Below are 15091 nucleotides of genomic sequence, written 5' to 3' on the forward strand. Positions count from 1 at the left end.
AGCTGGCGCTGAAGCTGGAGCCGCTCACTGCTGCCCCCGCCTATATGGCCTTCGGCCCCGCGCTGACGCTGCGCTACTACCGCGCCCGCGACAATCTCGCCACGCGCCTCTCCGGCGCGGCGCTGCCGCCACACGCCTGACCCCCTTCACCCAAAGCCTGACAATACCCCGCGAGGAGACTGCCATGACCATGCCCATCTTCAACATATCCGATGATATCGACCTGACGCCCGCCATGCCGGCACAAGGGCGCGAGGGCGGCTCCTATCGCCGTCAGATCTGGCAGGATTCCACCGAGAACGGCACAATCGTCGCCGTCTGGAAGGCCGAGCCCGGCATCTACAACTATCCCGGGCCGCGATCTGGAAGAGACCTTCGTCGTGGTGGAAGGCGAAGCCATCTATTCGCAGGCCGAGGAAACGCCCGTGACGATCGGCCCCGGCACCATCGTCAGCATCGCCAAGGGCGTGCCGAGCCGGCTCGAAATCCTGTCGCCGTTTCGAAAGCTGGCGACCGTCATCCCGAAACCCTGAGTACCTCGCGAGCGCGCCACGCCCTGTTCGGGCTTGAGGCACACTCGGCCCGATGACCCAAAAGTATCCCGTCGGAAGCTGAGCTTTCTTCCGACGGGTCGTTCTCAACCGATTATCAAGCGGCTTCTTCCAAGCCCTTGCCGACCTTCTCCAGATGTTCGGAAACGGATTTGTCGTCCACGCGACCGGCAACCTTCGCCGTCTTGCTCCCGAGATCGGCTAGGAGCTTCTTGACCGCATCGCCATCCACCTCGTCGGCCTGGAGCTTGGTCTTGAGCGAATGGAGATCGGCTAGAATCCCCTTCGATCCAGACACGTCGACATCCTTCAGCTGCTCTTCCCAATATTCGATCTGATCGACGGCAGCCTTGGCGGCCATGTTCTTGAGGCCAGCCTTGATGGCGTTGTCCAGCTTGGTGAAACGTGCAGGCATGGTGAATCTCCAAAGCGCACTCGCGGCGCGAGAGCGTATGGGCAGCAAACGAATTCGCGGGGCAGTCGATCCTTTCGGAATCCGAATAATAAGAGCTGCCGCCAAAACCTCGCGGGGTCGGCTGGTCGGAGGTTCCGTCCCCAGCATCAAGACGGCTGGGAGAAGCCGGCTGCGCACCGGCCGGGCCGGGTGGTGCGCGCTCTAGCGGGCGGCCTTGGCCGCGAACCAGAGCACATGTTTTGCTCCACGTCCGCGTCCGGCCTTCACACGCATCTCGTCCACTTGGAAGCCGGCGCGGCCGAGGCGAGTGGTAAAGGCCGGGTCCGGCCCTTGTGACCAGATCCCCAGGACGCCGCCCGGCGTCAGCGCCTGAAGGGCTGCGGCAAGGCCGGCGGGGCCGTAGAGCCGATCATTGCCGCTGTGCGTCAACCCGTCCGGACCATTGTCGACGTCGAGGAGAATGGCATCGTAAGCACCGCGGGCCCGGCCGATCGTGTCCGCCACATCCTCCACGGCGATGTCGACGCGGGGGTCCGACAGACTGTCCCCGAAGACATCGGCCATCTCCGCCCGCGCCCAGTCGACGACGCCCGGCACGAGTTCGGCGACGGTGACGCGGGCATCCGGCGAAAGGCTCGCCAGCGCCGCGCGCAGCGTGAAGCCCATGCCGAGGCCGCCGATCAGGACACGCGCCCCCGTGCGCGGGCCGATCCGCTCTGCCGCCAGCGTGGCCAGGGCCTCCTCCGAGCCGCTGAGGCGGCTGTTCATGAGTTCGGTCCCGCCGATCATGATGGAATATTCCGTACCGCGCCGCATGAGACGCAATTCGCCGCCGCCTGGAATGGACGCTGTGCCGAGCGGCACCCAGGGGATCAACGCTCCGCCCTTTCGGAAAGAGCGCCTCGGCACTCAGCTTCGACAATGCAAGGAGGAGGGGTCATGAACAGGCTCGCTGTAGCATTTGGAAGCTGACTGGTAACGCGCAGGCGGAAAGCCGGCGAGAGATTTTGCCGTCAAGCGGGACGATCATCGCCGCCGAGGTCGGAGGTCTCGGTCAGAGTTCCCGAAAACGGACCAGAAGGCTCTGCCGGACTGACCGGCGCAACGCCAGCCGGCCCAAAACATCATGCTTTCGTGGCCTCCGTTTCCTTCGGCCCGGTTTCTCGCCTCCTCATGCTTTCATCGCGCGTCCGCTGGATCGTCTGCCGGCTGAGACTTTGGTCGCGGGAGAGCTTCGCGACTGCCCCTTCTCCAACGTCTCACGGGCTGTCTGCTTGCGTGCATTCGTCAGGCTTCGTCGACGCCTCAGGATCCTGCCCTGCTCCCTTTCACGCATCAGCCCCGCATGGATGCGCGCGATCAGAAGGCCCTCCAGGAAAGCCTGGCAGTTCGCGAACTGATCGAACGAAAAGCCCTTTTTCCAAAGCAGGCTTCCATCGACGTCTTCGGTTTCAAGGGCGACAGACCTGCCTGCCCAACGATTGGACATGTGGGATCATCATGCTCGATCCTTGAGCGGCACCGGCAGATTTCCCTTGAATACCTACCCCACAGGATAGGTTGGGAATGGTTTTACCTAACCCAAACCTATCCCGATTTTGTCCTAACCTATCCCTCAACCCCATTTCGGATCGCTCGCAAGTCTCGCAACATCGATGCATCGAACAGGAGGCCTGCATGATCGATCGGCCCATTCATGTCCGCATCGTCTCCCCCATCACGGCCCGCAACTTCCGCCCGCCCGCCGTGCTGGAAGCGCTCGGTGGCCTGGGCCTGAAGGTCAGCGGCTCGCAGATCGAAGAGGGGCCGGCGTCGATCGAGAGCGAATTCGAGACCGCCATCTGTGCGCCCGACACGATCCGTCGGATCGTGGAGGCGGAACGCGAGGGTGTCGACGCCGTGGTGATCGACTGCATGGCCGACCCGGCCTTGCGCGCCGCGCGCGAAATGGTGCGCATTCCCGTGGTCGGGCCGTCTCAGGCGGCCATGCATGTTGCCGCGATGCTCGGCCATCGCTTCTCGGTCGTCACGGTGATGCGCCGCCTGCGCGCCCAGTTCGAAAACGCCGCCGCGCTCCATGGCTTGGCGTCGCGCATGGCATCGGTGCGCTCCGTCGATATCCCGGTCCTCGCCTTGGAAGACGATCTCGACGCCACGCAGCGTCTCCTCGTGGAACAAGCGCGGCTCGCGGTGGAGAAGGATGGTGCGGAAGCCGTGATCTTCGGATGCACGGGGTTGCTCGGCTGCGCCGGCGCGGTGCGCGCGGGGCTCCTCGCCGGGGGGATCGACATTCCCGTCATCGACCCGATCCCCAATGCGGTCCATATCGCGGCCGCCCTCGCGCGCTCAAACCTGACCCACAGCGCGCTGACCTATCCCCCACCGCCCGAGAAGGACGTCGCGGGCTTCGAAGCGCTTCGCGCCAGCTTGGCCGCAGCGGCGCAATGAGCGGGGTCAAGGGGTACGCGACATGAACCGAACGCAGACTCTCACGCATCAATCGGAGACGGCGGGGCCTGGAGCCGTCTTACCCGGCACGAGCCGCCGCCGAGCCCCGCGTCTTGCACTTTGGCTTCTGGCGGTTCCCGCGACGCTGTTCTTTCTGGTCTTCTTCATTCTGCCGACGGCCTCGCTCTTTGCGATTTCCTTCAACAAGAGCGTGTCGGGCTCGGTCGCCTTCGTTCCGGCGCTGACGCTCGACAATTACGCCCGCATCTTCACCCGCTCGATCTATTACGAGGCCATCGGCCGCTCGGTCGGCATCGGCGTCGTCGTCTCGCTCCTATGCCTCGCGCTCGGCTATCCGCTCGCCTACGTCATCGCCAAGACGCAGCATCCCGGCCGCAACGCGGTTCTGATGATCCTCGTCCTGTCCTCGATGCAGCTCGACATGGTGATCCGGCTCTACGGGCTGATGGTGCTGCTCGGCGACAACGGGCTGATCAACGGCGCGCTCGTCGCCTCCGGCCTCATCTCCGGCCCGCTGCCGCTCATGTACAATCTGTTCGGCGTCGTGGTCGGGCTGGTGCAGGTGACGCTGCCCTTCATGGTGATCTCGCTGATCGACGTCATCAAGTCGATCCCGCCCTCCTTCGAGGAAGCGGCGCGCTCGCTCGGCGCCTCCCGCTGGGCGGCCTTCCGGGCCGTCGTGCTGCCGCTGTCCATGCCGGGCATCCTGTCGGGCTCGCTTCTGGTCTTCGCGCTTGCCATCTCCTCCTATGTTGTGCCGGCGCTGATGGGCGGCTGGAAGGTGGTGACGCTGCCCATTCACATCTATCAGCAGATCGCCGAAGCCGGTCGCTGGCAGTTCGGCGCGGCGATCGCCGCCATCCTGTTCCTGACCAGCCTTCTGGCCGTCATTCTCTATCAGGCCGCCGCGCGGCTCACCGCCGGAGGGCGCGCCTGATGCGTGATGGCGAGACGATCCCGCTTCCTTTCAAGATCGGCGCGGCGCTGGCGCTCGCTGTTCTCCTCGTACCCGTCCTGATCGTCGTGCTGACGGGCTTGAACGCGGGCGACTACCTGACCTTCCCGCCGCAGGGCCTGTCGCTGCGCTGGATCGGGGCCTTCCTGACCTCGCCGACCTTCGTGCCGGCCTATCTCTTCTCCTTCAAGCTCGCCTTCGTCACCACGCTGATCGCAACGCTGATCGGCACGGCGGCAGCGCTCTGGCTGACGCGCACCACCAGCGCGCTCGGCCCTGTCCTGCGCACGCTCTTCGTGCTGCCGCTGGTTCTGCCGGGCGTGGTGTTGGGCCTGGCGCTCTATGTCTTCTTCTCGACCAGCGGCATCGGCCTCGCCCGCTCCTTCACGGGCCTGCTCATCGGCCATGTCATCGTCACGACGCCGCTCGTGATCGCGACCGTCTCGGCCGCGCTGGTGGATTTCAACCGCTCGCTGGAAGAAGCGGCTCGCTCACTCGGCGCTTCGCCCCTCGAAGCGTTTCGCTCCGTGACGCTGCCGATCATCCGGCCGGGCATTTCGGCGGGCGCGCTCTTCGCCTTCATCGTCTCCTTCGGCCAGTTCGAGGTGACGCTGTTTCTCGCCTCGCCCGACACGCAGCCGCTGCCGATCGCGATCTACACGTCGCTGCGCTACCGCTTCGAGCCGACGGCGGCCGCAGCCGGCATCTTCGCGATCCTTCTGGTGATCGCCTCCACCATCCTCACCTCGCGCCTCGTCAATTTCCGCCGCCTCTTCGGCGGGCGGTGAGCGCACGTTTCCTCTTCCCCTCCCGGAGACAGGCCATGACCGACATGCATGACATGAATTCTCCCCGCCCGAACCGCCGGCAGATCCTCAAGGCGGGGGCTGCTTTCGGCCTCGTTGCGTCGAGCGCCAATCTCTTTTCGATCAATCACGCCTTCTCGCAGGACGTGACCTATGACGGTCAGGTCTTCGATGCCGGCGGCGCGACCCTGCGGATCGCCGAATGGGGTGGCTTCTGGCAGGAAACGCAGCGCAAGCTCCTGCTCGACAAGTTCGAGAAGGACTTCAACTGCCGCATCGAATACGACAGCTCCTTCCCCTGGTTTCCGAAATTCGTGGCGGGCGGGCCGAAGAACCCGGCCTATGCCGTGACGAACTGGAACCTGCCGGAAATGTTCAAGACGGCGGGCGCGGGCGACTATTTCCTGCCGCAGGACGAGCTGCTGGCGAACATGCCGAACGCCAAGGGCGTCTGGCCCTTCGCGACCGCCAACGGGCTGGGCGTCACCTGGGCCTTCTCGCGCTATTGCTGGGTCTACCGCACCGACACGGGCCTCGCCCCGCCCACCAGCTTCAAGGATTTCTGGGCCGAGCGCTATGCCGGCAAACGGGGCACCTATGTGACCACCAACACGCTCCAGATGGACTTCTTCATCGCCAGCGCGATGAACTTCGGCAAGGATCAATACGATCTCGACGCCGGCTATGAGGCCATGCGCACCGCCATGCCGATGAAGATTTCCGACTTCACCGGCAACATGCAGGCGCTGGTGGAGCGCGGCGAGGTCGAGATCGCCGTGCAGAACGACGGCGAGGTCTATCTCCAGAAGGCCAAGGGCGTGCCGGTGGATGCCTGGATCTGGGACAATCCCAAATCCATCCTGACGCAGACCAAGACCGTCAGCCGGTATCTCGAACCCATGCAGAAGAAGTTGGCGCTCGCCCTCGTGGATCGCACGCTGGACCCGGCCTACCAGACCGCCGTCGGCGAAGTCTTCTTCTACCGCCCGACCAATCGCGACGCCAAGCTCCCCGCCGGCTTGCTGAGCCAGGGCGTCGAGAACACCGCCAACGCGCTGGACGGGCTCTTCATGCCGGATTGGAAGAGCTACCTCGAACACGAGGACGATATCGTCGAAACCGTGAACGAAATCTTCGCCTCCTGACGCCGCCGCGTGGGCGGCTGCCCCAGCCGCCCGTCTCGCTCCCCTTCGCAGGATTTTGCTCCCGTGACCGACATCCGGCTGATCAAGCTGACCAAGAGCTATGGCGCCTCGCGCGCCGTCGACAATGTCGAACTGCATATTCGCGACGGCGAGTTCTTTTCGCTGCTGGGGCCTTCGGGCTGCGGCAAGTCCACGACGCTGCGCATGATCGCGGGCTTCGTGGAGCCGAGCGAGGGGCGCATCTGGCTGGGCGAGGACGACGTGACCGCCCTGCCCCCCGAGCGGCGCGACATCGGCATCGTGTTTCAGAACTACGCGATCTTTCCCCATATGGACGTGGCGTCCAATGTCGCCTTCGGCCTGAAGATGCGCAAGGTTCCAAAGGCCGAGATCGGACGCAAGGTCGAGGCCGTGCTGGCGCAAGTCGGCCTCAGGAACTACGGCGAGCGCTATGCCCGCCAACTCTCGGGCGGCGAGCAGCAGCGCGTGGCGCTCGCCCGCGTCCTTGTCACCGAGCCGCGCATCCTGCTTCTGGACGAGCCGCTGTCGGCGCTCGACAAGAACATGCGCGAGGAAATGAAGTTCTGGATCAAGGACCTCCAGCGCTCGCTCGGCATCACGACGGTCTATGTCACGCATGACCAGGACGAGGCGCTCACCATGAGCGACCGGATCGGCGTCATGCAGCGCTCGCGCCTCGTGCAGGTCGGCACGCCCGAAGATATCTACGAGCGGCCCGAAACGCTCTTCGTCACGAGCTTCATCGGCCATTCCAATCTGATCGATGTCGAGATCGGGGCGGTTTCGGAGCATAGCGCCCGCGTGCGCTTCGCCGGGGCGGAGTTCGAGGCGCGGGCCGGTGCCGGCGTCGCGCCTCATCAGGTCGCCAAGCTGGTCGTGCGGCCCGAAAACATCGTCGTGGATGCCGAGACCCTGCCTGCCGGCACGGTGCGCTTTCCCGCGACGATCCTATCGGAAACCTATCAGGGGCCGATCGTGCGCTATCGCCTCGCGATCGGCGGGGTCGAACTCACCGCCGAGCGGCAGAACCAGTTGCACCAGCGCCGCTTCCCGCCTGGCACGTCGGTTCTGGCGGGCTGGGACCCGAGCCGCTGCGAGGCGCTCGCGGGCTGAGCGATCGGACCCGACCTTTCTTTCAATCTTCGAGGAATCACCCCATGCGGATCGGAATCGACGTGGGCGGCACCAACACGGACGCCGCCCTGATGGATGGCCTGCGCGTTGTCGCGGCCTGCAAGTCTCCCACCACGGCCGACGTTTCGTCCGGCGTCGTCTCCGTTCTGCGTGAGGTGCTGCGCCTCAGCGGGGTGGACGCCGGCGCCATCCAGGCCGTGATGATCGGCACCACGCATTTCACCAATGCCGTGGTGGAGCGCCGCCGCCTGTTGCAGGTCGCCGCGATCCGGCTCGGTCTGCCCGCGACCCGCGCCCTGCCGCCGATGACCGACTGGCCGGACGATCTGGCCACCACGCTCGGCCGCCATCGCTACATGGTGCGCGGCGGGCACGAGTTCGACGGGCGCGAGATCGCCCCGCTGGACGAGCGCGAGATCCTGCGGATCGCCGGCGAAATCCGCGAAAAAGGCCTGCGCGCGGCCTCGGTCACTTCCGTCTTCTCGCCGGTCACCCCGATCATGGAGCAGCGCGCGGCGGAAATCCTGCGCGAGGAAGTGCCGGGCATCGCGCTCTCGCTCAGCCACGAGATCGGCCGCGTCGGCTTTCTGGAGCGCGAGAACGCGGCGATCATGAACGCCTGCCTCGCCGATCTGTCGCGCCATGTCGTCGCCTCCTTCCGGCAGGCGCTGCGCGACATGGCCATCACCGCACCCTTCTTCATCAGCCAGAACGACGGAACGCTGATGACGCCCGAGCATGTCGAGCGCTATCCCGTCCTGACCTTCGCCTCAGGCCCCACCAATTCCATGCGCGGCGCGGCTATGCTGGCGGGCGAGAAGGAGGCCATGGTGGTGGATATCGGCGGCACGACCTCCGATGTCGGCATGTTGATGCAGGGCTTCCCGCGCGAGTCGGCTGTGGCCGTCGATATCGGAGGTGTGCGAACCAATTTCCGAATGCCGGACGTGCTCGCGATCGGCCTTGGCGGTGGCTCGCGCGTGCGCGACGAAGGCCGGCGCATCGGGCCGGACTCGGTCGGCTACGAGATCACCTCCAAGGCGCTGGTCTTTGGCGGCGACACCCTGACCACCACCGACATCGTGGTGGCCGCTGGCCTGGAGGATATCGGGGACCGCTCGCGCGTCGCCCATATCCCGGCCGCCACCGTCAACGCCGCGTTGGATACGATGCATCGCATGGTGGACGAGGCGGTGGACCGGATGAAGACCTCGGCCGAGCCCCTGCCGGTCGTACTGGTGGGCGGCGGGTCCATTCTTGTGTCGCGCGATCTGCCGTCCGCCTCGCGCGTGATCCGGCCGGAAAACGCGTCCGTCGCCAACGCCATCGGCGCGGCCATCGCGCAGGTCGGCGGCGAGGTGGACCGCATCTATTCGCTGGAAGGCACCTCGCGCGACGCGGTTCTCGACGGCGCCAAGAAGGAAGCGGCCGACCATGCCGTCAAGGCCGGCGCCTCGGCGGGCTCGGTGAAGATCGTCGATATCGAGGAAGTGCCGCTCGCCTACCTGCCGGGATCGGCCACGCGCATTCGCGTCAAGGCCGTCGGCGATCTCGTGATCGGAGCCTGAACCATGAAGCTGAATTCCGAAGACTTGAAGGATCTGGCGCTGGGCGCGGCGTTTCTGGGCACGGGCGGCGGGGGCGATCCCTATGTCGGCCGTCTCATGGCGCAGCAATGCCTGGACGAGGGGCTGGAGATCGAGGTGATCGATCCGTCCGACCTCGATGACGAGGCTTTCGTCATCCCGACCGCCATGATGGGCGCGCCGACCGTTCTGGTCGAGAAGATACCGAGCGGCGAGGAGGCGGTGAACTCGCTTCAAGTTCTGGAGCGCCATCTCGGCCGCAAGGCGCAGGCCACCATGCCGATCGAGATCGGCGGCATCAACTCCACCATTCCCCTCGTCGTCGGCGCGCGGCTCGGCCTGCCCATCGTGGACGCGGACGGCATGGGCCGCGCCTTTCCCCAGCTCGAAATGGAGACCTTCGGCGTCTACGGCGTGTCGGGCAGCCCGATGGTCGTCTCGGACGAGGATGGCGACCACGCGCTGATCATGGCGCGCGACAACCGGGACATGGAATGGCTCTCGCGCGGCGTCGCCATCCGCATGGGCGGCTGCGCCTATATCGCTGAATATTCGATGTCGGGCGCGGACGTGAAGCGCACCGCCATTCCCAACACGCTGACCCTCGCCATGCGGATCGGCCGCACGCTGCGCGAGGCCAAGAGCCGCCATCTCAACCCGTTCGAGGCGCTGCTGGAGCTGCTGCCCAAAACGCTCTACCATCACGGGCGCATCATCTTCACGGGCAAGATCGCGGACATGAGGCGCGAAACGCGCAACGGCTTCTCGCTGGGGCACGCTCGGATCGATGGTTTGGGGCGCTTCTCCGGCACGATGGAGATCGAAATCCAGAACGAGAACCTGATCGCGCGCGTCGGCGGCGTGGTGAAGGCCATCGTGCCCGATCTCATCTGCATCATGGATTCCGAAACGGCCGAGCCGATCACCACCGAGAACCTGCGCTATGGCCAGCGCGTCTCCGTCATGGCGGTGGCGGTGCCCGAGATCATGCGCACGCCCGAAGCGCTGGCCGTGTTCGGCCCGTCCTGCTTCGGGCTCGACCATCCGTTCGTGCCGATCGAAACCATGGCCCTGTGATGCGCGAGATCACGATTCACGATCTCGACGATCTGGCCGTCGGCGCGGCCATTCTGGGCACGGGCGGCGGGGGCGATCCCTATATCGGCAAGCTCGTCGCCCGCGCGGCGCTGGAGGAGCACGGCCCCGTCCGCCTCCTGTCGCTGGAGGAGGTGCCCGACGGCGCGCAGGTCGTCGCCTGCGGGGCGATGGGCGCTCCGACCATCCTGATCGAGAAACTGCCGGGCGGCGAGGAGATGGAGACGGCCTTCGCCGCCTGGGAGCGCCATACCGCGCGACGCATCGAGGCGGTGATCCCCTTCGAGGCGGGCGGGGTCAACTCCATGGTGCCGATCGCGGTGGCCGCCCGGCGCGGCCTGCCGGTGATCGACGCGGACGGCATGGGCCGCGCCTTTCCCCAGCTCGAAATGGAGACCTTCAACGTCTACGGCGTCCCCGCCTGCCCCACCGCCATCGCCGACGAGAAGGGCAATGTCTCCGTCATCGTTACGCCGAGCGCGGCGCAGGCCGAATGGATCGCGCGCGGGCTCACCATCCGCATGGGCGGCCAGGCCTATGTCGCCAATTACGGGATGGACGGGGCGAGCGCGCGCCGGGTTTCCGTGCCGGGCACGATGTCGCTCGCCGTCGGCATCGGGCGCACGCTGCGCGAGGCGAAAGCGGCGCGGCGCGATCCCGTCCAGGCGCTCGTCGCCTTCTTCGCCGGCACGCATTACGGCTGCGCGCGGCTCATCGGCGCGGGCAAGGTGGGCGATCTCTCGCGGCGCGAGGTCAATGGCTGGTCGGTCGGCACGGTACGCATCGAGCCTTTCGAGCCGGGGGCCGATCCGATCCTGGTGGAAATCCAGAACGAGAATCTGGTGGCCGAGCAAGGTGGCCAGGTGCTGGCCGTCGTGCCCGACCTCATCTCCATTCTGGATCTCGACACGGCGGAAGCCATCCCGACCGAGCGCCTGCGCTATGGCCAGCGCGTCAACATCCTGGCTGTGCGCGTGCCAGAGATCATGCGCACGCCCGAAGCCTTGGCGATCTTCGGCCCGGCCGCCTTCGGCCTGAAGCACGCGTATCGCCCGCTGTCGGAGACGTAGAACCTTGATGTCGGCCGCCCTCCAGTGCAGCACTTCTGCGACGGAAGGCGGTTGGGCACCTGATGGCATGAATTCGACAGACAAGCGCTGGGGGCTCGCGTCGGAAGCGTTCCGCCCGCCTCGCCGGATGCCCGACATCATCGAACGGCGCTCGCTGATCGAGCGCCTTCGATCGGCTGTCGAGGGCCAGATCGTGCGCGTTCTGGCCCCCGCAGGCTACGGCAAGACCGAGCTTCTCGCCGCGTTTTACCAGACGCTGCGGATGGACGGGGTGCCAGTCGGCTGGCTAGACATGGCACGCCTCGGCCGCAAGCCGCTTGCGCCCGCGCTCGCCGCCGCCTTCGGCTTTGCCGACTTGGCCGCAGACGCCGAAATCTCGCTGGATACGGTGATCGAGGCCATTGCCGCCATTCCGGCGCAACGCAGCGTCGTGCTTCTGGATGGCGTCGCGCCTGTTCATGGGCCTTTGCTCGGACCCCTTCTGGAGATACTGCCCGATCGCATCAGCCTCGTCATGGCCTCGCGCCACGATCCCGGCATTCCCATCTCGCGCTTTCGAATCCGTGGTCTTCTCAGCGATTTCGGCCCCGCCGATCTGGCTTTCACGACGGCGGAAACGCGGCGTCTCGCGCCCCATTGGAGCCCGGGTGACCTGGATCGGCTCTGCAAGGCCACGCTCGGATGGCCGGCCTTGGTCAGGCTCGCCGTCTTGTCGCTTTCAGGCAGACGTGACGAGCGTGAAATGGAGCGGGTGTGCAGTGGTGCCCATCCCGATATTCGCAGCTTCGTGCGGGAAGAGGTCCTCGCTGGGACGGGGCCAAGGGACGCGACCATTCTGTCGGTCGCGGCCTGTCTCGGCGAAGCGCCGCGCCTTCTCATTTGCGAATTGGCCGGGGCCGCCGACGGGCGTTCGCCCGAGAAACTGGACGATCTCGTGCCCGCTCTCCTTCCGCTGGACGAGCGGGCGGATTGGTTCGCCTGCCATCCCATGATGCGCGCCGTCCTGCGCATCGATCTGGCGGCCGAGGAAACGCGGCAGCTTCATTCGCAGGCAGCCGCCTGGTTCGCCGGCCAAGGCCTTATCGAAAAGGCGGTTCTGCATGCCGGCCATGCCGGCGATTTCGGCTTTGCCGCCCACACGATCCAGGCGGCGGGCGGCGTCGATCTCTTTCTGCGGGCGGGCTACAAGGTGCTGCGCCGGCTTCTGGACGGATTGCCCACTGAGGTGATCGAGGCATCGCCGGGGCTGCGCCTCTGCGCCGCTTTGGTTCTGGCCAAAGAGGGCCGAATTCTCGCCGCGCGAGAGGCGATGGACGAGTTGAAGGCGCTGGCGCGGGACGATCGCCAGGCCGAATTGCCCGAGCATGTCGTCGTCCATATCGACTCGCTTCTCGACATCTACGAAGATCGTCGCTTCGAGCCTGAGCAGATCGAGTGGCTGGAGAACCGCCTGCGCTCGCAGCGCCTGCGCGATACCTGGGAGCTCGGCTGGCTGCACAACCATTTGTGCATTGCCCATACGCGGCAGGGCGCATTGAGGCGGGCCCGGCTCCACGCGCTGAAAGCGCTGGAATGCTACCGCAGCGAAGGCACCCCCTATGCGCAGGCTTTCATGCTGGTGCATCTGGCGCTGGTCAACCTGATGGGCGGTCGGTTGGCGGCCGCAGCCCATTTCAGCCGGCAGGCCGAAGACCTCGCCCGGCGCACGCAAGGTAATGACGAGACGCTGCTGGCGATCGCCCGCATCCCTTTGGCCGAAGCGCTCTACCGCCAGGGCCACGTGCGCGCCGCCGACAATATTCTGGAGGAGTGCCTGCCGCTCGTGGCGGCGGGCGAGGGCTGGGTCGATCTCTATGCGCGCGGCTTCGTCAGTTGGGCGCGGTGCCGGTTTCGGCTGAAGGGCCTGGACGAGGCAATGCGGATCACGGACCGCGCGGCGCGGATCGCCGAAGACCGCCGTCTGCCACGCCTCGACCTCGTGGTGACGACCCTGCGCGTCGAACTCCTGACGCTAGCCGGCGCGCTTGGGGCCGCCGAACAGGCCGCCCGCGCCCTGCCGGGCGAGGGCGGATGGCCGACGCGCCGCGAGATGCGCGACGCGCAGGTCGCGCTCGCCCGGCTCCGCCTGCGGCAAGGCGAGAGCGATGAAGCGCGCCGCCTGCTTCTCGACCTTGTGTCTCATACGCAGGACGACGACGACGCGCTGACCGGACTGAGCGCCCGGATCGTTCTGGCGGAAGCCTGCCATGCCGGCCACGATCCAGCCGCAGGAATGGAGACCCTGATCGAGGCCGCATCGCTGGCGCTGGAGCACGATCTGGTGGAGCCCTTCGTGGCGGAAGGCGAGAGCTTTCGCGATCTGGTGCGGGCCCTGATGCGGCGCTCGGGTCTGGCGACCTTTCCTTCGGACATCGCGGCCTTTCTCAACCGCGTTCTGGCGCTCGGCGGCGGCGGGTTGGAGCGTCCCGGTCTGGGCCTCCTGTCGGAGCGCGAACTCGGCGTCCTCGCTCTCATGGCCGCCGGCCACAGAAACAAGCAGATCGCCCGCGACCTCGGTATCACGGAGGCGACCGTGAAGTTCCATATCAAGAATCTGTTCGCCAAGCTCGGCGTCAGCCGCCGCGCCGTAGCCGTTTCCCTCGCCTCCGCCATGGGCCTCCTTGAACAGTCTCCCACACCGGGGGGCGGCCACAAACGAGGAGAACGATGATCCGATGGAACCTGCGCGCGGCAGGCTCTGATTGCAGGGTCAGCGCTTGAGATATCAGCCGATGCGCGGTGGGCCAGGATCTGGGTTTGCTTCAAGCCGTTTCGAGTCGCTTTTGGCGTCCGGCGGCCCAAGCCGGGCACATCCGTGCCGCCTTCATGCTACCCGCGCAACGAAGGCCATCGCCTCGTTGTGAGCCCGGTTCATGTCGGTCCAGATTACCGAAGCCCGGGATGCGGCGAACGGTTCAAGACCTGGCTCAGGAACTGTTTGGCGGCCTTTGTCATGGGGTCTGGCAGACATAGAAGTTCAACGTCTCTCCGCCATCGCGGATCCGGAAAGCGGATGTCGGCCGGATGCCAACGATCAGGACCTCGATCACGCGTGAGCCAATCTCCCAACTCCTGTAGTGCCATGCAGATGCCTATCTTCGATCGCGTCGACCAACGGCATGGTCGCGATACGTGGGCGTTCTAACTCGCGCCCTTTTAAATTATATTATTCTAAATTAGATGTCTCTCACATAAGGAGAGCGTCATGGACAACGTGCAGGAGTTCGAAGCCAAGGCGAGCGAGGTCGCCGCGATCCTGAAGGCGGTCGCCAACGAGCGGCGCCTGATGCTTCTGTGCAAGCTCCTCGACATGGGCGAGGCGAACGTCGGCACGCTCGCCGAGGCCGTCGGCCTGTCTCAGTCGGCGCTCTCCCAGCATCTCACCGTTCTGCGCGAGCAAGGCATCGTCGCCTACCGGCGCGAGAGCCAGACGCTCTGGTACCGGATCGCCGATCCCCGGATCGAGGCGTTGTTCGGGGCGCTCCAGGGTCTGTTCTGCCCGCCGAAAGACGGGGCCACCGCCGCGCCCCCCTCGCACACGTTCACCGCCTGAGGCGCTGCGAGCATGGACCAGTTCACCCCCATGTCCGCCCTCGGCGGCGGCCTGCTGATCGGCCTCTCCGCCGCGATCCTGCTGCTCGCCAACGGGCGCATCGCCGGCATCAGCGGTATCCTCGACGGAGCGCTCAAGCCCGGCGGGTCAGAGACCTCGTGGCGCCTCGCCTTCCTGGTCGGGCTGCTGGCTGCCGTCCCGGTGATGGCGCTCGCCGGCTACGCGCTGCCGGCGGTGCAGGTGGGGAAGACG

The 15091-nt window shown here is 66.2% G+C and carries 15 protein-coding genes; 12 read left to right on the forward strand and 3 right to left on the reverse strand.

Going from position 1 to position 15091, the window contains the following annotated elements; translation table 11 throughout:
* Positions 1-380 precede the first annotated feature (380 nt).
* The gene (locus AUL36_RS24735; protein ID WP_244497187.1) at positions 381-533 is read left to right on the forward strand and encodes a hypothetical protein; all 153 of its coding nucleotides are present in this window, start codon (positions 381-383) and stop codon (positions 531-533) included.
* 115 nt (positions 534-648) lie between these two features.
* Here AUL36_RS24735 and AUL36_RS20755 read toward each other — a convergent pair whose 3' ends face one another.
* The 3 genes from AUL36_RS20755 to AUL36_RS20765 form a co-directional block, all read right to left on the reverse strand.
* On the reverse strand, positions 649-966 hold the full coding sequence (locus tag AUL36_RS20755; protein WP_082640532.1) for a hypothetical protein: 318 nt from the start codon (positions 964-966) through the stop codon (positions 649-651).
* A gap of 201 nt (positions 967-1167) precedes the next feature.
* Positions 1168-1842, reverse strand: a complete 675-nt coding sequence (locus AUL36_RS20760; RefSeq protein ID WP_062223873.1) for a spermidine synthase — start codon at positions 1840-1842, stop codon at positions 1168-1170.
* Positions 1843-2137: 295 nt separating this feature from the next.
* On the reverse strand, positions 2138-2455 hold the full coding sequence (locus AUL36_RS20765) for a hypothetical protein (protein WP_062223875.1): 318 nt from the start codon (positions 2453-2455) through the stop codon (positions 2138-2140).
* A gap of 188 nt (positions 2456-2643) precedes the next feature.
* On the opposite strand from AUL36_RS20765, the gene AUL36_RS20770 reads away from it, so the two are divergent.
* The 11 genes from AUL36_RS20770 to AUL36_RS20820 form a co-directional block, all read left to right on the forward strand.
* On the forward strand, positions 2644-3414 hold the full coding sequence (locus AUL36_RS20770; RefSeq protein ID WP_062223877.1) for an aspartate/glutamate racemase family protein: 771 nt from the start codon (positions 2644-2646) through the stop codon (positions 3412-3414).
* A 22-nt stretch (positions 3415-3436) separates the two neighbouring features.
* Positions 3437-4372, forward strand: a complete 936-nt coding sequence (locus AUL36_RS20775) for an ABC transporter permease (RefSeq protein ID WP_082655983.1) — start codon at positions 3437-3439, stop codon at positions 4370-4372.
* Positions 4372-5178, forward strand: a complete 807-nt coding sequence (locus AUL36_RS20780) for an ABC transporter permease (protein ID WP_062223879.1) — start codon at positions 4372-4374, stop codon at positions 5176-5178. The genes AUL36_RS20775 and AUL36_RS20780 overlap by 1 nt, the downstream gene beginning before the upstream one ends.
* A 35-nt stretch (positions 5179-5213) precedes the next feature.
* Positions 5214-6341, forward strand: coding sequence for an ABC transporter substrate-binding protein (locus tag AUL36_RS20785; protein ID WP_062223881.1), 1128 nt, complete (start codon positions 5214-5216; stop codon positions 6339-6341).
* A gap of 63 nt (positions 6342-6404) precedes the next feature.
* Positions 6405-7475, forward strand: coding sequence for an ABC transporter ATP-binding protein (locus AUL36_RS20790; RefSeq protein WP_062223883.1), 1071 nt, complete (start codon positions 6405-6407; stop codon positions 7473-7475).
* Between the two features lie 44 nt (positions 7476-7519).
* Positions 7520-9064 (forward strand): hydantoinase/oxoprolinase family protein, encoded by a 1545-nt coding sequence (locus AUL36_RS20795; RefSeq protein WP_058598543.1) that lies wholly within the window; start codon positions 7520-7522, stop codon positions 9062-9064.
* 3 nt (positions 9065-9067) lie between these two features.
* Positions 9068-10159, forward strand: a complete 1092-nt coding sequence (locus AUL36_RS20800; protein WP_058598542.1) for a DUF917 domain-containing protein — start codon at positions 9068-9070, stop codon at positions 10157-10159.
* The gene (locus AUL36_RS20805) at positions 10159-11247 is read left to right on the forward strand and encodes a DUF917 domain-containing protein (protein ID WP_062223885.1); all 1089 of its coding nucleotides are present in this window, start codon (positions 10159-10161) and stop codon (positions 11245-11247) included. The genes AUL36_RS20800 and AUL36_RS20805 overlap by 1 nt, the downstream gene beginning before the upstream one ends.
* Positions 11248-11314: 67 nt before the next feature.
* Complete coding sequence (locus tag AUL36_RS20810) at positions 11315-13957, forward strand: LuxR C-terminal-related transcriptional regulator (RefSeq protein ID WP_062223888.1); 2643 nt, start codon at positions 11315-11317, stop codon at positions 13955-13957.
* Positions 13958-14491: 534 nt separating this feature from the next.
* The gene (locus AUL36_RS20815) at positions 14492-14839 is read left to right on the forward strand and encodes an ArsR/SmtB family transcription factor (RefSeq protein WP_062223890.1); all 348 of its coding nucleotides are present in this window, start codon (positions 14492-14494) and stop codon (positions 14837-14839) included.
* 12 nt (positions 14840-14851) lie between these two features.
* Positions 14852-15091, forward strand: a 240-nt coding sequence (locus tag AUL36_RS20820; protein ID WP_374700794.1) for a YeeE/YedE family protein, incomplete at its 3' end; no start/stop codon positions are given.

Source organism: Aureimonas sp. D3, assembly GCF_001463805.1.
In the GTDB taxonomy this organism is placed as follows: Bacteria; Pseudomonadota; Alphaproteobacteria; order Rhizobiales; family Rhizobiaceae; genus Aureimonas; species Aureimonas ureilytica_A.